This window comes from Ralstonia sp. VS2407, assembly GCF_052950655.1.
Map to the genome: position 1 here is coordinate 460,629 of NZ_JBRFVG010000002.1, position 17,916 is coordinate 478,544.

The 17,916-nt window shown below is 61.5% G+C and carries 13 protein-coding genes; 5 read left to right on the forward strand and 8 right to left on the reverse strand.

Annotated features, from left to right (window positions below; genetic code table 11):
* The first annotated feature begins 7 nt into the window (after nt 1-7).
* From tssM to ACU8YE_RS05235, 5 genes are all read left to right on the forward strand, one after another.
* Nucleotides 8-3,967, forward strand: coding sequence for a type VI secretion system membrane subunit TssM (gene tssM / locus ACU8YE_RS05215; protein ID WP_322018312.1), 3,960 nt, complete (start codon nt 8-10; stop codon nt 3,965-3,967).
* Entirely contained in the window at nt 3,964-4,959 is a 996-nt protein-coding gene (gene tagF, locus ACU8YE_RS05220; RefSeq protein ID WP_045203965.1) for a type VI secretion system-associated protein TagF, read from the forward strand. The genes tssM and tagF overlap by 4 nt, the downstream gene beginning before the upstream one ends.
* 2 nt (nt 4,960-4,961) lie before the next feature.
* Nucleotides 4,962-5,777, forward strand: a complete 816-nt coding sequence (locus ACU8YE_RS05225; protein WP_037032349.1) for an OmpA family protein — start codon at nt 4,962-4,964, stop codon at nt 5,775-5,777.
* Between the two features lie 155 nt (nt 5,778-5,932).
* Complete coding sequence (locus tag ACU8YE_RS05230) at nt 5,933-6,766, forward strand: hypothetical protein (protein WP_433868036.1); 834 nt, start codon at nt 5,933-5,935, stop codon at nt 6,764-6,766.
* A 73-nt stretch (nt 6,767-6,839) separates the two neighbouring features.
* The gene (locus tag ACU8YE_RS05235; RefSeq protein WP_446928246.1) at nt 6,840-8,411 is read left to right on the forward strand and encodes a TIGR04222 domain-containing membrane protein; all 1,572 of its coding nucleotides are present in this window, start codon (nt 6,840-6,842) and stop codon (nt 8,409-8,411) included.
* A gap of 5 nt (nt 8,412-8,416) precedes the next feature.
* Here ACU8YE_RS05235 and tssA read toward each other — a convergent pair whose 3' ends face one another.
* The 8 genes from tssA to ACU8YE_RS05275 form a co-directional block, all read right to left on the reverse strand.
* The gene (gene tssA / locus ACU8YE_RS05240) at nt 8,417-9,493 is read right to left on the reverse strand and encodes a type VI secretion system protein TssA (protein ID WP_440838849.1); all 1,077 of its coding nucleotides are present in this window, start codon (nt 9,491-9,493) and stop codon (nt 8,417-8,419) included.
* A gap of 33 nt (nt 9,494-9,526) precedes the next feature.
* Nucleotides 9,527-9,934, reverse strand: a complete 408-nt coding sequence (locus ACU8YE_RS05245) for a hypothetical protein (RefSeq protein WP_446928247.1) — start codon at nt 9,932-9,934, stop codon at nt 9,527-9,529.
* A gap of 171 nt (nt 9,935-10,105) precedes the next feature.
* A complete protein-coding gene (locus tag ACU8YE_RS05250; protein ID WP_446928288.1) occupies nt 10,106-11,059 on the reverse strand; it encodes a DUF6708 domain-containing protein in 954 nt (317 codons plus the stop codon).
* Nucleotides 11,060-11,177: 118 nt separating this feature from the next.
* On the reverse strand, nt 11,178-11,924 hold the full coding sequence (locus ACU8YE_RS05255) for a putative type VI secretion system effector (RefSeq protein ID WP_440838847.1): 747 nt from the start codon (nt 11,922-11,924) through the stop codon (nt 11,178-11,180).
* Between the two features lie 96 nt (nt 11,925-12,020).
* Nucleotides 12,021-12,797 carry a putative type VI secretion system effector gene (locus ACU8YE_RS05260; protein ID WP_446928248.1) on the reverse strand — a complete coding sequence of 259 codons (777 nt, stop codon included), beginning with the start codon at nt 12,795-12,797 and terminating at the stop codon, nt 12,021-12,023.
* 185 nt (nt 12,798-12,982) lie between these two features.
* The gene (locus ACU8YE_RS05265; RefSeq protein ID WP_446928249.1) at nt 12,983-14,059 is read right to left on the reverse strand and encodes an MFS transporter; all 1,077 of its coding nucleotides are present in this window, start codon (nt 14,057-14,059) and stop codon (nt 12,983-12,985) included.
* Between the two features lie 8 nt (nt 14,060-14,067).
* Nucleotides 14,068-16,797: a T6SS effector BTH_I2691 family protein gene (locus ACU8YE_RS05270; RefSeq protein WP_440838844.1), complete on the reverse strand. Its 2,730-nt coding sequence runs from the start codon at nt 16,795-16,797 to the stop codon at nt 14,068-14,070.
* Entirely contained in the window at nt 16,775-17,908 is a 1,134-nt protein-coding gene (locus ACU8YE_RS05275) for a DUF4123 domain-containing protein (protein ID WP_446928250.1), read from the reverse strand. The genes ACU8YE_RS05270 and ACU8YE_RS05275 overlap by 23 nt, the downstream gene beginning before the upstream one ends.
* Nucleotides 17,909-17,916 lie beyond the last annotated feature (8 nt).

Here is a 17,916-nt window from a genome sequence, read left to right on the forward strand (position 1 = left end):
AGGCAACATGCAACGCTTCCTGAACTTCCTGACCAACTCACGCACGCTGTCCATTCTTGGCGTGATCGTGCTGACCATCTTCCTGCTCCTGATGGCGCAGACCTTTGAGGTTGGCCTGGTCTGGGTCGGCGTCGCGCTAGGCGTACTGCTCGCGCTGTGGCTGCTGACGTATCTGTGGAAGCGCTGGCGTGCGCGTCAGGCCAGCAACAAGCTGGAGGGCGTGCTCGAACAAGCCGCCACCGACAAGGCCGCCACGCCAGACAAGCGTGAAGAAGTGGAAGCCCTGCGCGTGCGCCTGGCCGAAGCCGTCAAGACCATCAAGCGCTCCAAGCTCGGACAGATGTCGGGCAGCGCAGCGCTGTACGAGCTGCCCTGGTACATCGTGATCGGCAACCCGGCGGCGGGCAAGAGCACGGCCGTGTTGAACTCCGGCCTGCAGTTTCCGTTTGCCGACAAGGGCGGTGCCGTCATCCAGGGCATTGGCGGCACGCGTAACTGCGACTGGTTCTTCACCACCGAAGGCATCCTGCTCGACACGGCCGGCCGCTACTCGGTGCACGAAGAAGACCGCCGCGAGTGGCTCGGCTTTCTGGACCTGCTCAAGCGCTATCGCCCCAAGGCGCCCATCAACGGCATCGTCGTCACGGTGAGCGTGTCCGAACTCACGCAAAACCGCCCCGAATTTGCCATCAACCTGGCCAAGAACCTGCGCCAGCGCGTGCAGGAACTGACCGAACGCCTGGAAGTGTTTGCCCCTGTGTACGTGATGTTCACCAAGGCCGACCTGATCACCGGCTTTACCGAATTCTTTGGCGACAGCGAGAAACAGGAGCGCGACCGCGTCTGGGGCGCCACCCTGCCCTTCGAGCCGGATTCAAAGCCGGACGTGGCGGCCGTGTTCGACCAGCGCTTTGACGAGCTGTGCGACGGGCTGAAGGAGATCAGCGTGGCGCAGATCGCGCTGCACCGGAACAACAAGCTCTCGCCGGGACTGCTCAGCTTCCCGCTGGAGTTTGCATCGATCAAGCCGACGCTGCGTGCGTTCCTGATGACGCTGTTCGATGAGAATCCGTTCCAGTACAAACCGGTGTTCCGCGGCTTCTACTTCACCAGCGCGCTGCAGGAAGGCGCCACCAACAGCGTGTCGGCCGAGCGCATTGCACGCCGCTTCGGCCTGTCGACCGACGGCGCCGCACGCACCCGCGAAGTGTTCTCCAAGAACGGCTTCTTCCTGCGCGACCTGTTCTCGAAGGTGATCTTTGCCGACAAGCAGACGGTGCGGCAATTCGCCAGCCCCGCCAAGACGCGACTGCGCATCGCCACGTTCTTTGCGCTGGTGCTGGCGCTGGGCGTGATGCTCGGCGGCTGGACGTGGTCGTACATGGGCAACCGCACCCTCACTGCCAACGTGCAGGCCGACCTCGACAAGATCGTCAAGATGCAGCAGAACCGGGTAGACCTGCAGGCCCGCCTGGAGGCACTCGACATCCTGCAGGACCGTATCGAACAGCTCGACCGCTATCGCAATGACCACCCGCTGGCGCTGTCGCTGGGTCTGTACCAGGGCGACACGCTGCAGCACAAGCTGCTCGACGAGTACTACAACGGCCTGCGCCAGGTCATGCTCAAGCCGGTGGGCGGCGCGATCGAAACCTTCCTCGCCGAAGTGAACGCGCATCCGGATCAGCTGGCCCCGATGGTGCGGCCGCCGGAAACCGGTGCGGTGATGACCACGTCCGTGACGACGGCCACCGCCACCATGGCTGGTGCGTCGGGTGTCTCAGGTGCCTCGGGCGCGGCCGCCAATGCGCCTGCTGCACCAAACCAGGCCACAGCTTCAACTGGAGCCAAGCGTTACACCGATGCCTCCCCCACGAACGTGGAAGACGGCTACAACGCGCTCAAGACCTACCTGATGCTGTCGGACAAGCGCCACGTGGAAGTCGCGCACCTGACCGATCAGATCACACGCTTCTGGCGCGGCTGGCTGGAAGACAACCGGGGCAACATGCCCCGCGAGCAGATGATCCGCTCGGCGGAGCGCAACCTGTCGTTCTTCCTCGCCCGCGTGAACGACGACAACTGGCCGCTGCTGGAAGCCAACCTCTCGCTGGTCGACCAGACGCGTGAGAACCTGCGCCGCGTGGTGCGCGGCATGCCCGCACGCGAACGCGCGTACGCCGAGATCAAGGCCCGCGCGTCCACGCGCTACGCCCCGATGACGGTCGCACGCATCGTTGGTGACACCGGTGCAGGCCTGGTTGCTGGCAGCTACGCCGTGCCCGGCACGTTCACCAAGGAAGCGTGGTTCGGCTATGTGCAGTCCGCCATCAAGGAAGCTGCCAACAAGGAACTGCAGACCAAGGATTGGGTGTTGAACGTCGCCGCCCGCGACGACCTCACGCTGGAAGGCAGCCCAGAGCAGATCCAGAAGGCGCTGGTCACGATGTACAAGACCGAATACGCGCGCGAATGGCAACGCTTCATGCAGGGCGTGGCGATCCAGGATTTCACCAGCTTCGATCAGGCCGTCACCGGCATGAACCTGCTGGGCGATCCGACCAACTCGCCGATCCGCAAGGTGCTCGACACCGCGTACGAGCAGACGTCGTGGGACAACCCGTCGATGTTCAACGCCGGCCTGAAGCAGGCCAAGACGGGCGTGCTGGGCTGGTTCAAGCAGTTGTTCGCGCGCCAGACGCCGTCGCAGGTGAACGTCAACGTGGACGTGGGTGGCACTGCTGAAGCCGGCGCCATCCCGATGGGCCCGGTTGGCAAGGAGTTCTCGGGGCTCGCACGCGTGGTGGTCATGCGCGACGACAAATCGCTGCTGCGCGGTTATATGGATTCGCTCTCCAAGGTGCGCACGCGCTTCAACCAGATCAAGAACCAGGGCGACCCGGGGCCGGGTGCACGGCAGTTGATGCAGCAGACACTGGACGGCAACGGCTCCGAACTGGCCGACACGCTCAAGTACGTGGATGAGCAAATGCTGACCGGCATGACCGACAGTGAGCGCGCAACGCTGCGTCCGCTGCTGGTGCGTCCGCTGCTGCAGTCGTACGCAGTGGCGATCCGCCCGGCGACGACCGAAGTCAACAAGGTGTGGAACGCGCAGGTGTATCAGCCGTTTGCCACCACGCTGGCTGACAAGTACCCGTTTGCGCCCAATGCCAAGATCGAGGCCAGCGCGGCCGAGATCGGCCAGGTGTTCGGCCCGGATGGCGCGATTGCCAAGTTCGCCAGCACGACGATCGGTCCGCTGTCGGTGCGCCGTGGCGACATGATCGCCTCCCGCACCTGGGGCGACCTGGGCATCGCGTTTGTGCCAGAGTTCACCACGGGCTTCACGCGCTGGATCGCGCCACTCACGGGTGGTGCGGCCGGAGGTGCAGGCGGTGCAGCAGCCGCAGCACCGCAGACGGTGTTCCAGATCCTGCCGGTGCCGTCGCAAGGCGCGACCGAGTACACGATCGAGATCGACGGACAGCAACTGCGCTATCGCAACACGCCGCCGCAGTGGGCCAACTTCGTGTGGCCGAATCCGCAAGGCACGCCGGGGGCGCGCGTGACGGCCACCTCGTTTGACGGCCGCACCGTGGAGCTGCTCAACGAGCCCGGCCGCTTTGGCCTGGAGCGACTGATTGCCACGGCGCAACGCAAGCGTCGTCCGGATGGCGCGTTCGATCTGTCCTGGACGAAGGACAACCTGACGGTATCGATCAGCCTGCGCATCATCAGCAGCCCGCAGACTGGCGGCACGACGGCATCGGATTCGCCGCAAGGCCAGGGCCTGCGCGGCCTGCGCTTGCCGACGTCGATTGCCGATGCATCGGCACCGCAGAACACACTGACCCCGCCCGCCCCGGCAGCGCCCGCAGGCACGCCGCCTGCGGCGCAAGCGGCCGTGTCAACGCAGGCCGCACGCCACAGCATCACGGAAGAGCAAGGAGGGACGGCGCAATGAGCCAGACCCAGTTGCAGCTTTCGTACTTCGGCAAGCTTCCGTCGCGTGGCGATTTCGTCAAAAGCGCCAATAACGTCCAACTGCTCGACACGCTGGACCGCTGGCTGGCGCAAGGCATGGAATTGCTGGCCGAAGCGCCGGATTGGAAGACGACCTACGACAATTGGAAGCCGGTGCAGTTTGCGTTTCTCGGCTCGCAGAGCAAGCTCGCCATTGCGGGCACGCTCATGGCCAGCAGTGATCTGTCATCGCGCCGCTTTCCGTTCCTGACGGCGGCAGCCATGGAGGTCGATCGCCCGATCAACTTCATCGCGCGCAGCCCGATTGCGCTCGCTCGCCTGTGGACACGCGCCGGCCAGCAGATGATCTCGCTCGGCACGGCCACCGACGCCACTGAGGGCCTGCGCCTGCTGGCCGAAGGTCAGCACGGCGTGGAGACCGGCACGGGCGGCACGAGCACGCAATCGCACGACGCCAGCTTTTCGGATTTCATCGACTTCCAGACCGTTGCCGGCCTTGAGCAGATGCTGCGCTCGGAAGGCCACAACATCCGCCTGCGCCGTACGTTGCTGGCGCTCGGCACGCTGCTCCAACCCGTGATGGCGAACGGCTCGTCGCGGCTTGAAAAAGGGCTCACGCTGCCGTTGCCGGCAGACCCGCTCTATCGCAGCCTGGTGGCGAGTTTCTGGCTGGAGCTGGTGTCGCGCTTCCTCCAGCGGGCCGACTTCGAGCTGTCGCTGTTCCTGGGCGATATCAACGGCGCCGAGCGGCTGGTCATCGGCTTCAACGGGGCCTCGTCGCGCACGCTGCACAGCGTCATGTCGCCGCTGGCGTATGCCGAACAGAACATCAACATCGACGATCCGGAATGGGTCGACCAGCACGTCAGCGGAGATTACGGCTTGGCCAAGTTCGTGAGTTACCTGGATCAACCGCAGCTCTCGCTGCGCGTGGCGGTCGATACCTTCCGCGAAGTCTTCATCGGAGAATGAACATGGGTCTGGATGCAATCAAGCGCGGCTTCCGGCCTGCAACCTTCCTGGCGAACGCTGCAATGCTGGTGTGCCTGGGCAGCGCCCTGCCCGCGCATGCCGCTGCTGGCGACGCTCCCGTGCCGGGTCAAGTCGTGGCCGGTGGCATGGTGCCGGACGAAGCCACCAAGGCGACCGTGCTGGCCAAGCTGCGCGAGCTGTACGGCAGCGCCAACGTGGTCGATCAGATCGAAGTGGGCAACGTGGTGTCGCCGCCCAACTGGTCGGCCAACGTGCAGAAGATCCTGTCGCCGGCCATCAAGCAGGTCAACCGTGGGCAGCTCAACATCGACGGCACGCAGGTTTCCCTGCACGGCGACGTCGGTAACGAGGCACAGCGACAACAGCTCACGAGCGACATGGCGACGGCGCTCGGCCAGAGCTACACGATCAAGAACGGGCTGCGCGTGGCCGCGGTGTCCGAGCAAGGGCTGCTGGATCAGACCCTGGCCAACCGCATCATCGAGTTTGAAACCGGCAGCGCCACGCTCACGCCCAAGGGCCGCGCGATTCTGGATGAAATGGCCGCCGTGCTGCCGCGCCTGAACGGCCGCAAGATCGAGATCGTCGGCCACACCGACAACTCCGGCAGCCGTGCGTTGAACCTCAACCTGAGCCAGGCGCGCGCCGAGACGGTCAAGAACTACCTGATCGCCAAGGGCGCCGAGCAAGGCACGCTCACCGCGATGGGCGTGGGGCCGGATCAGCCTGTGGCGGCCAACAACACCGATGAAGGCCGGTCGCGCAATCGGCGGATCGAGTTTCGGGCGAGTAAGTGACGCGGGAGGATGCACGCCGACGGGCGCGGTTGCGTGAGCCGTCGACAGCTACCCCATTACAGCCGGGTGATGAACGGCGTGCCTCCATCCAGATCCGCCTCGAGTACCACGACCCCACCAGGAGACCATCGCAGCCCATCGCGCAATTTTCTCCGATGAAAGAGCGCATCTGGTGGTTATGGTGCCATTTGGTATGGGCGTGGCAGCAGCTTGAGCACTGGCTTGCCAGTCGACGACAGGGCGCGCCCGTCGCGATCGTCAGCGGAATCATTCGCTCAGTACAGGTGGATAACGCGGCATTCAAGGCATATGAGGCCATGGGATGGAGCGTCGACACCAATGCGCGCAGCGCACATGACTACACCGACGATATCTCGCGAGACACCTACTATCGCGTGACCCCCGTCGTCATTACGCTGATGGACGACCGGGTCATCCACTTCTGCGAATACCAGGTCACGGACCGTCGGGTTTCGTCCAACGCGCCCTATTTCGCGGGCCTGAACGGCATGCGCGTGCGTGCTGCAGGCTGGTGGGACAACGACTGCTTTTCAGCGTGGGGCATGCGCTTAACCGGCCGTCGCGAGGCTCAGACTGTCTATGTTGCAAAGCGCCCTCGAGAGTTGCCCGAACCGCTGGACACCATAGTGTCGCGCAGGAGCCCCCACTTTAGCGAGGCGATCGGACTTCTCGGTTATTTCAGCGCGCTGATGCTCGTGATCATGCTTTTTTTTGTGGGCAGCGAGTTTGGCCTCGAAGGCGTCGGCCCTGTCGCGGGGATGATGGTCGGGATGTTTACCCTGGCGCCGATGTTGCTCGTGATCATTTCACAGACGTTGATGCGCCTGATGGCGGGGCCCCTGCGCCCGATCCCAGAAATGATGGTGGCTGGTGAATACGGCAACCGCCATCTCCGCTTGCGCAGCTTCGACTTCGGCCGCTGTGAGCGCGCGGTGTTTCAGGCGCTGGAGCAGCCACAGCAGGAGTAATCGTCGCGATCTGCTGCCAGTGCTACTGGCCGGCGGCTCAGCCTCTAGGCACATACGGCGGACAACAACACAGATGACATCGCTCACTCCATCGACCTCCCCCGGTTCCGTCTCCGCACACCAGGCCGCTTCGACCGAAGCAGATCGCCAAGCCTGCCTGCTTCGGCTGAGCCAGTATTCACCCGATGCGCCTGGCGCGCCGGTGCCCTACAGCCAACGTCTGGCCCAGGCTGAAGGGTGGTCGCGTTTATATACGCTGGCCGTCATCGAGGAATACAAGCGCTTTGCGTATCTGGCGGTGTTTGCGGGGCACCCTGTCACGCCTTCCGAGGCCATCGATGCCGCCTGGCATCTCCATCTGCAATATTCGAAAGAGTATTGGACGGTGTTTTGCGGAGAGGTACTGCGCGCGCCGCTCCACCATGCGCCGGGCATCGGAGCGCAGGACGAAGACGACACCTACGCGCAGCACTACCAGCAGACGATCGATAGCTACCGGCGCACGTTCGGCGTCGAGCCGCCTGCCGACGTCTGGCCAGTGCCGGAACCTGCGCAGCCGGATGGTGCGCCTGAGGCTGCCCGCCGCGCACCGCATCCGCCGCCCCTTGCCACACCGCCGCGCACGTCCACCGCTCGCTCGATCATACCTTCCGTATGGCTTCTGATCGGAGTCATCCTCCTCGTCATCACCACGAACATCGCATCGGATTTCGATGTGCTGAACTTTCCGGGGCCGCGCTTTCTCGCGTTCTATCTGGGCGTGAGCGTGATGGCGTGTCTGCTGATCCGGGGCCTGCATCGCGCGGCGTACGACCGCCAGCCATGGGGCGCCGCCGATGGCAACGTGCCCCGCCAGTTGGCGCCGGCCGAAGCCGCGCTCATCAACGGCGACGCCACGCGAATGGCGCAGGTTGCGACGCTGGCACTGCTCGACGCGGGTGCGATCCGCGTTGCTTCTCCTGCAAAGAGAAAACGTGACCGCAACACATACGTGGTCGCGAACGAAACACCAATGCCCCATTGCCACGTCAACGCGTGGACATGGCTCGCACGTCAACCCCAGCGCCGTTCGCCATGGCCAGCCTTTCGGGATCGATTCCTCGACGAAGCCATAGACATGACAGATCGGCTGCGCCACGAAGGTTGGATGTGGGCCGCCGGCGCGATGCGCGCAACGACTGTCGCTGCATGGGCGATCGGACTATCGGTGCTGTGGCTCGGGGTGATAAAGGTATTTGTTGGCCTGTCCCGAGAGCGCCCGGTGATGTGGCTGCTGGTCGAGATGGCGCTGTTCGGAATCGTCTACTGGTGCGTGACCGTGCAGCTGATCGGCGTCGGTCGTGCGGGCCCCACCGCAGGAGCCCGCGCCGCGCTCGATGTGCATCGTCAGCGTAGCCAGCAGGCGCCCAAGGCTAGTTTGTCGACAAGCGATCTACTGTGGTTGGCGGCGTTTGGCGGCACGAGCGTGCTGGCTAACACAGTGTGGGCAGGATACCGACCGATGATGGGAACACCCGCCGGCGCCAGTTCCGGCGGCTCCGGAGGCGACACGTCGAGCAACTGCAGCTCAAGCAGCAGTAGCTCCAGCAGTTGCAGCTCGAGTAGCTGCGGATCCAGCGGCTGCGGCGGTTGTTCAAGCAGCTAGCCTGTTCAGCTCGCGCTTTCCGACGGCGGATCGCCCAGGCCCAGCAGCTCCTCAATCTGCGACAGCGTCGCATCATCCTTGACCACCGTGCGCAGCCAGGCGTGCAGCGGCATGTCGCCCCACTTCGCGGCGCGCGCGGCGAGGTAGGCAACAGGGCTGTGCGGCTCGGTCTGACGGAAGAACTCAGCCACATCGCGCAACTGGTTCAGCGCCTGCGCGCGCGTGCGGATCGGGCCAGAAACCACGGTTTCGATGGCGGCGCCGGTGGCAGACTGCGCTGTCTGTTGCGGAACACTCTTCGCCTCCACTGCAGTTGGCTTGGGCTCCGGCTTGCCACCAAAGCGCTCCACCAACGCACGCACTGCTTGCAATGCTTCACGTGCGGGGCGGAAGCTCGGCGCATGGTCTCCAGCACGAGCATCCAGCACGGATTCCAGCCGCAACAGCGCAGCGCCACAACCCACCACATCATCATGCAGCGTCTTATAGAACGCCGGCGGTGTGGCGCGCCGCGCCGATTCAAACTGGTCCTGCGTGATCTTGCCGCGCGACAGCTCGTCAGCCTGTTCCGGATCGCGGCGGATGGCTTCGACCAGGCTGGTCGCAACTTCCCAATCGACGAGGCTATAGCCGCCCTTGGCCGCATCCACCAGCGGCACCTCGCGAATGAGCTGGCTCGATCGCGTCGCAAGCCACGCCATGCTGCCCGTGCGGGCTTCGGGGTCGTCGGCTTCAGGCAGCGGATAGATGTGTTCCCAAAACTGCTCGCACAAACCGGCGATCAGTTCGTAGCCCTCGCGCAGGCCAGCGAAGCCACGCTCCTTCGACAACGCCTCGGCCAACCATGCGGCCAGCCGCAGATCCTTCGTGCGGTTTTGCAGCAGCGACGTGCTCTGGGCGATGACGGCACGCCAGTCGGCCTCCTTGATCTCCGTGACCCACTCGCCCTGATCGAGCGACGGGTCATCAAACCGGCGCGCATCCTGGATGCTGTCGAATTCTGCAGAGAAGAGCATGTCTTCGCCGCAGGGCTGAGCGCCAGGCAGCGGAGCGAGCAATTGGTCAAACGGAAGAGAGGCCATGGTCGGAAACGAAACTGGAATGCAATACAAAAATCAGGGCTTGCCGACGCGGCAGTCCGCCAGCGCCAGCGTCAGGCCAACGAACTGCCGGTTCAGGCAGTCCAGCGTGATGTCCTTGCTGGGCTTGTACGCCGCAAGCTTGTGATCGGGAAACAGCGCCTTGAGCGCGTCACGCTGATCGTCCTGGAACGGCGCGCCCACCTTCAGGTCTTCGGTCACCGCCAGCGTATTGAGGCTGTCGTCGGACAGCGGATAGACCTGGCCCGTGAAGACAAGGCGGTGGCCGTCGTATTTCTTCGACGCTGTCGGCGCGTCCTTGAAATATTCGGTCAGCACCTGGCGGTACGAAACCTGCAACGGGGTGTCGTCCTGGGCGAAGGCGGGCGTGGCGAGCAGCGCAGCCACTGCAGAAGCGGCGGCGAGGCGGGACAAAGCGTTCATATCAGCGTGCGTGAAATGTGACGTCCGCACGCGCACGGGCGGACGGTGGAGATGCTACGCAGGCTTGGGGCGGTTGGGGGGATTGTTTCTAAATCTTCATGTGCGGGCGGGCCGATCGCTTACATCTGCAGGGTTGAGCTTCACTGGTGGCGCATCCCGGCACAAGGAAACTCAATCGTGGGAGGGTCGCCCGGTTTCCGAAACGATCTCTGCCGGCCACTTTGGCTCCGGCGCAAGGCGTTGCCCGACGTACTCAAAAATACCCGCAGGAAGAAACAGCCAAAACAGCGGGATCCCAACCGCCGTCAGCAGCACCAACTCAACCACGTGCATATTGGCGCGAAGCCGTGCGCCCTCCTCTGTCCGGTCAAACAAGGGGTAAAACTCCAGCAGGCACCGCCGGAAACTGATATCGCGCGGGAACGGCCTGATGTCTCGCAAATTCTTTGGCCCCTCACTCATGAAGCAGCGGATATACGCCCACATCTGATGCAGCACGAGTGGAGTCGCCACCTGCGACTTCACGATGATCCGATCCTGGACCTTGGTCGTGTTCGCTTCGCACTGCGCCAAAATCAGCCCATAGCGCACCGAGTACGTCTTGCCGTTGTATCCGGCGATCTTTCCAATTTCCGCTTCGACGCGCGACCAATCCAGCTCCTTGATCACGGTCTTCCATTTCGCGAATGGATTCGCCTTGGGCACATACTCAAACGCAAAGACCTTCCGATTCTTTCGATCGAATAGAACTGGAAGGTCTCGCGGCGTCCGCACCCCTCTCTTGATGAGGTGAAGCAAAAGAACCGCAAGCCCCAGCAGCATCAAGGCCAGCACCGACGCGATGACCGGCGACTCTTCAGGGTGGCCCTCCTGATACATCTGGCCGATGAACGGCAGCATGGCCACAAACGCGACGGAGACACCCACCCCAAACATCAGACCAAAACCACGCTGGATGGACGACGCCCGGGACAACTCAAACACGTCTTCATTCACGTAATTGAGGTCGAGTGCGAGGTTTGGTTGGTCATTCTTGTTGCTGGACTTGAGCGGCATGGTTGGGCCGGGCAAGTCTTCATACCAGTAGGGGCTCTGCGGCTGCAGTTTCGATGCATTTCCCGTCATCTCGACCACTCATCATCGTTCCCTCTGGAATCCTAGGTGCATAGGCACATGGCCGGCTTGCGCAACAGCCCTCCGGGTTGAATCGGCCAAACCCTGTTTCTCGCCGCCTGCCAACGCATCAGTATCTGAAGTAGAAGGTGCCGTATTCGCCCGGGTCATCCGGCCTGCGTTGGACCTTGGCCGACTTGACCAGATCGACGTTCCCGGAATCGGGAATGCCCAGCGTGCGGCAAACCTTCTCCGTCAGACGTACAAATGGCATCCATTTTTTGGCGAGGCTAAAGGTCATCAGACCGAAGAACGCGTAGAAGCCTGCGGTCATGGCTAGAAAGCCGTACGGGAAAACGTCGCGCAGCAAACTCTGCGGCGACTCGACGAGCAGCAGCATGATTCCCAGCATCGGTCCCCCGAGCCCAACAAGTATTCCAGCCACTCCCGTAATCCACCACTTCACCGCATTCTTGATATGCCGGGCCTTACCCCGAGAGCAATGCGGGTACAACGCGATGATGCGGTCCTCTGGTCTCGCAATGCCCGCTGTCTCATAGTGATCGTTACGCCATTCGGCGGCCACTTCGACTTTGTCCCCTTCTTTGAAAGGACTGCGCCAGACCCAGCCCTTGACCGGATCGCCGTCGAGGTCAAATTCGACGTAATCAGCATGCTCCTCCGCACTCGATGCGGACGCTGCTGTCGCGATCGCGGGTCCACTCAACCCCGCGATGCCCGCTGCAATGGCGACCACTCCGAGCTTGTCCCGATCGGCCTCCGTAAACACGAAACTCGCTTCTGCACGGGTCACCTTGTAGTTCGTTATCGTGCCAGTCAGCTTTACCAGCCCTTCAGGCCGTTGCTCGACGCTCATTTATCGGAAACGCATTTTGATCAAAGCAGCCGACAATTTTTCGCCTTGTTCCTTGGCTGTCTTTTAGCCGACAGCCCTCCGCTCATGCTGCCCCTGTCAAGGCCTCGTTGCTCTGGCGCGTTCTTCATGCGGATCAAGATAGTGGTAGATCCATGGCCCATCGCTGAGGTAAGGCCATTTTATGCCGCGGGCCTTGCTGTAACGCTTGTGGTCGCGCGGCAGATCGACGTGTGAAGGATTGGGGTAGCCCAGGGCGGCAAAGATACGTTCGGCTTGCTGAGCAACGGGGCGCCATTGGAAGTAGAAGCGAAGGCCATAGTAAATCGCTGCTACAACCCCGAATGTAGAAAACATCGGCAACACAACGTGAAATGTTCCGGCATCGATTTTTGGGCCAAACGAAAACAGGCTTGATGCCAAATAGCTGGCACAAAAGAATACGGGCAAACCCACTACCAGTTGCAAAAAAACTCCATACGCAAACCGCCTATGCGCTCGCACACCGCGCGAGCAATGCAAGCTCATCCATAGTGTGCGGTCCCTCGGCCTGATGGCCGCCAAGGCCCGATCGGCTGCACGTGGCTGACGCGCCACCACAAACGAAACTTCATCCCCATTCTTGAACGTCACCTTGCTGAAACCACCTGCCACGGTGCGCTCGCCCAACTGGCAAGTAAAGAACTGCACCGCGTCACCTGTGGATGTGGCCGCCAAGCCCGCGCCCGCGGCGGCTCCAGCCAGCCCCGCCGTCGCAAGGCCAGCAGCCACAGCCGCACCAGAGCCCTGCTGTGCTGTGCTCAAGAAAGCTTGTTCGCCATCGTGAATCGTCAGGCCGCTGACCATGCCCGAGATCAATTCCAGTCCATCGCTCATTCCGCCCCCGTCAAAGCTTTGTTGAAGGCGGAACGCTGCGCCTAGACCGCCTTGTAGCTGTCTTGCGGTTGCACCCGTTTCAAGCCGATGGCGCAGCGGTCACACCACTTTTTCAAGGCATCAACATGGCTTTGCTTTACGCGATTCGGCTTTAAGGAGGCGGCGCGTTTCTATGGCCAGCCAAATCACACTTTTTCTGGCACCCACCTTAGTGGTTCCTCTGGCCCAATCCCGTCTTCTCGACGCGGCCGCCCACAATCGCTGTTCCACTCCTTCGGGAACGTCGGCCAGGCACAAAGGCGCTCGGCCAAGCAATGCAGCGGTGCCCACAGAAACGTCGCCAAGAATGTGAGCTGCGTTTGCGCGGAATTCTCGCCGCGACCACCGACACGATCCAGTACGCGCGAGGCCGACAACTCCGTTTCCTCAAGATGCTGGCTCGGGGTGTGGAAGCCTTTTCGCAGCCATTCATATTCGGTCGGGGGCGGCACCTTCTCCATGCCCTCTTCCATGAATGTGCGGATGTACTGCCACAACCCTTCTCCGGCCAGCTTAGGGCCGACCCAAAGAACCTCCTCGCCCTTGCGTTCGGGGTCGCCGGGGTCCAACGGCGGCCAGTACAGCACCAGGCCACGCAGCCCAAAATAGCCTCCACCTGTCTCCTGCCTGCGCTGGCGAGCGAATTTGTCATCAATCTGGTCTGGCCGCATGTCACGTGGTGCACACCAACTGGTATGCGCCCTGACGCGATCCCACTCCAAAACGACGTTCCCGCCATAACGCTGCGGACGCACCACATACACTTTGCGTGTGGTGCGATTGAAGCGATAACGCGGTCGCAGCAGCGTGAAATAGTTAGGCGCAATCTTCTCTGGCCAAAAGAGAGACAACACAAATCCCATGACTCCTGTCATGCCGGCGCCGATCAGCATGGAGATGTACCACCCGCTGGAAAACACGGGGTCCATCGTGGATAGCAGCATCCAAAAGAACAAACAAACACCGAGCGCAAGCCATAACAAGCCCACCGCCATGAACTCAACGGAGCGATCTTCCTCGCCCATGTTGGAGAGTTCGATGAAGTGCTCGTTATGATCGAACAGCGTGCGCGCCCATTCTAAGCTGGGCTTAGCATCATCCTTGCGGCGCTCCTTGGGAGCGTGCAGTACGGTGTACCGATTGATATCAGCCAGGAATTCGACGGCCTCCTTCTGACCGTGTTTTTTCCGGTGCTGCTGGAAAGCTGCTTCGCAATCAAACATTACCTACCTCAACCGATATCAGCCAGTGCATCAGCAAGCTTGTCCATCATTTGCGCCTCGCTCTTGTAAGGGATTTTCGTGCTACTGGCCTTGTGGAACGGCTGTGCTTTAAGCCAATTCTCCCACTCCACGCCTTTAAGCTTCCCGATCACGAAGGTGGCAGCGACCGTCAACAACCCCGAAACCAGGTTGAGTCGAAGCAACCAGAGAGGTGCAGTCAAATAGCGCGCACTCAAAATGGCGCCACCAACCGCAACACTGCCACTAACGGCGCGCACAGCGTACGCGACCATCAAATATTTTTCTTTTTCCTTGTACGCAGTCACGCCGTCCACACTATCCCAGATAACCCCAACAACCGCCCCCGCAGCAACATATCGCGCTGCCCCTGCCTTCAATGTGAGGAGTTCGCGTTCTGCGACCGTGGCCGTACCGACCTTGTGAGTCTTATACACAATGTCTGGCACCTGCTTATAGAGCACCTTTTCATAAAAGGTTGCCCTCGTGTCTTTGAACATCCCCAGCAGATCGGCCATTGATCCGACCAACTCTGTCGTGGTGCGCAGATCGTGCCGAACGTAGGCCCGGCTGATGGCTGGAAGAATCGCTAAGGCATTGACGGCGCCGATTGCATGAGTGGTTCGCATCTCCTGCATGGCGCTGTTAGCGCTGCCCCCTTTGATAGCATTTCGTATCCGCCGGTCAATGGATTTGACTTGCTTCATCAGCGCTGAACTGAGTGCGTCCTGTTCGAGCTGCTTGATGTGAGCTATAGCTTTGGTACCCAAACCTCGAGCGAGTAGCAAAGCCTGTGTCCGGGCAATGCGCTTCTCCATCTCGGACGGCGAGAGCCCCTTGACCTGGATCATGACGGCGGACAATACGATTCCCGCCATGCCGCTCTTCGCTTCCTTCGCAAGCTTCATCAGCGAAGTACGCCGATCTGCGGCGGCCGCTGCTCCATCGAGCACGGTCAACAGATCCTTCTCAACTTTGTCCGACGTCTTGAGGGTGCCGCTCATCTTGTTGAGCGCTGCTGCCATATCTGCGTAGGCTTTCTGGCTACGCGCGTTGTCTTGCGCTCCTGTCACCGCCTGCTCAGAGGGGGGTATCGGCGTGACGAGAAGCTGCAGCGCCGACTGCAGTTCCGAGCTCAGAGCACGATTGTTCAAGCTGAGCATTCGCCAGACCAGATTCTTCTTATGTGGAGTGAACAAGTCCAGTGACCCATACCACTCGCGACCACGAGGACTGTTGTCCAACTGCATGAGGATGACGCACAGTTGACCAGCACACCGATCGCCGTCGCCCATATCTGCGGAAGCAGTATCGCTGTACAAACCCAGTGCTTTGTCCGTCAAACTATCCGACTTCAGCCATTGCACAAGGTCTTCCGCTACGCGGTCCATCTCTGTATCGCGGTTCCTAATTTCCTTTTCGTGCTCGGTGTCGAAGGCACTGACCAACGCCATATCGCAATTGGCGTCGATGCTGGCTTGTGCCTTCTTTGCAGCGTCGTCAACAGCCTCTTGACGCTTCGCTGTCTTCTGGTCGATCTGCTTCTGCAAGTCTTCACGACGACGCCGATTCAACTCTTGAATGCTAATGGTTTCGTAGGTGCCATCCGGCCGGCGAACCCTGACAGGTTGAGGGCTGTCCGAGCCCGGATAGTGCCCGCCCATGTTTTCGCGGACTTCACGCATACGATCGATCGCGCCATCAAAGTCATCGATCGCTTTTTTCTCGAGCGCCTTCTTAACCGTTTGGATACTGCGACTGGCGCTGTCCTTCCAAGCGTTTGTGATGTTTCGCCCGTCCTCCGTCTTAAGCCACTTGACATAGGGCACTGATGCCGACAGGTGATGAAGGCTCAGTTCCTGCGCGACACCGAGCGCGTCTTCGCACGCAACTACCGCGCCTTTGTTGTCCTGCAGGAACTTACGCATGCCCTCCAACCGAGAACCGTGCTTGGCCTTGTAGGACGGCTGCGTCACCGTTTCAACGCGAGTGTCTTCGATAATCACGGGAGCCGCATCGGGGGTTGGAATGACCTGCTGCTCCGTCACGGTTTTCTCGTAATTGCCCCAGCCACGCTCCTGCGGCGTCATGCCCATCAGGCCGAAGAACTGCTCATTCCCGACAACCTGAACTTTCTCATCCCCAAGCGCAGCATATTCCAGCACCTGCTTGTCGAGTTGCGCAGGCTGCATGCTGTCTGCCTGGCTGGTATTGCCACCGAGCCAGCCTGCAACGTCGAACTGCTGCATGTATTTTGCGGGGTTCGGTTCGATCTCGCGCTTGAGGTGCTCCGGGTCGATCGGATCGGGATGGAACGCATACCAGAGCGATTTGACGTTCTTTGCGTCTTTGATCCAGACCAGGCTGTTATTGGCCTGCCGCGCGTCACGCGCGCAGGCAATCTTGGTTTCCGCCTGCTGCGGCAACATCACCGGAAACTGTTTCAAATACCCGTGCGGGTGGATGGCGTAACCCTCCCACTCCAGCAAGCCACGCCGCTCGATGCGTAGGTACAGGTAACCGGCACGCAGCATTCGTACGCCATAGCGCGCTGTATTAATGGATACCCCTCCGGGCTGGGGTTGGAACTTGCCGGTCGGTTTGAACTTATCGAGAAGGCTCAGCCCTTCCGGCCGCGAACTGTAGCCAACGGCGTAGCGTGTAAAGAGAATCGGCAAGCCTTCGCGCTTGCAATCATCACACGGGTTGGTGCAAACCATGTGTTTCGTCTCCGGGGTTCAGGCAGGCATCGAAGGCGCTCACAAAGCGAGCGTCCGGATCTGCATTCAATACTTCCAGCGTTTGGTTCAATACGCGCGACCACTGCGGCGTGCCCCAGTCAATGGAAGGCGGTGCTTCGCGGTAACGGATGCTGCACCAGACGAAGTCTTCGAGGTTGCCCTCATCGAGATGGTGCGAGGTACCGATTGCAAGCAATTGCCGCATCAGGTTGCCGTTAGGTTGTTCACCTGCAATGACGCCGTTTTCCGCAAATCGCGCCCACACTCGATTCCCGACCGGCGCCGAATGTGCTGCCCGCCATTGCTTCGCATCCATCAAGCGGTTCAATACCAGCCCTTCTGACCGCCTGTCTGGCTCCATCGGCTGCTCGGCCTTGAACCAAACGGGTACCGACACAGCGGCATCCTCCGTCGCTACCATGTCCTCCAATGCCCACGGCCCCCATGGCTGCGTCAATGACCACCATGCTTGCACCGGGCCCAGCCACATGCTCTGCTGCGTGGCACTCAGTTCTGGCCACACGCGTTGCATCACGCGTGGGTCCTGGTAGCGAAAGACTTTGGCATTTCGGCCTTCGGGGGGATATTGAAACCCCAGCATGCGGAGGTGTTGTGCGACCTCGGCCGGGGAATCGGCGCTGAACAGCACGGCACCCAAACCTTGCCGCACCAGCCGTTGATGTGCATGCCCGCTCGCGGCCTCCAGCAAGCGGGCGAGTACATCTCGTGACAGCCCTTGCTCCAACGTGTCCGTCTCGCCGTCTGGTAACGCGCTGTCGGGCAGCGGCACGACGCAGGGTGCTTCGTCCTCACGCCCCGTGTAAAAGTCGTCTGGCACGGCGGCGCGTATGGTGGCGGCTTCCGGCCAGGCCTCGGAAATAGCGGCGGCCAGTGGATTGCCTTCCCAGGCGCCCAATAGAAGATAGGCACGCAATGGGGGATACCCATGCCGTTGTTGCCGGTTCATTGCGTGATAGCCGGTGGCCAACTCTCCGCACCGTGCCAGGGTGTCGGGATGTGGCACGTCTGTACCTGTACTGTCCGCCGCAAATAGCGAAGCTTCCAAGTTCGCCAATGTGCGATTGGTCATGCTTTGGT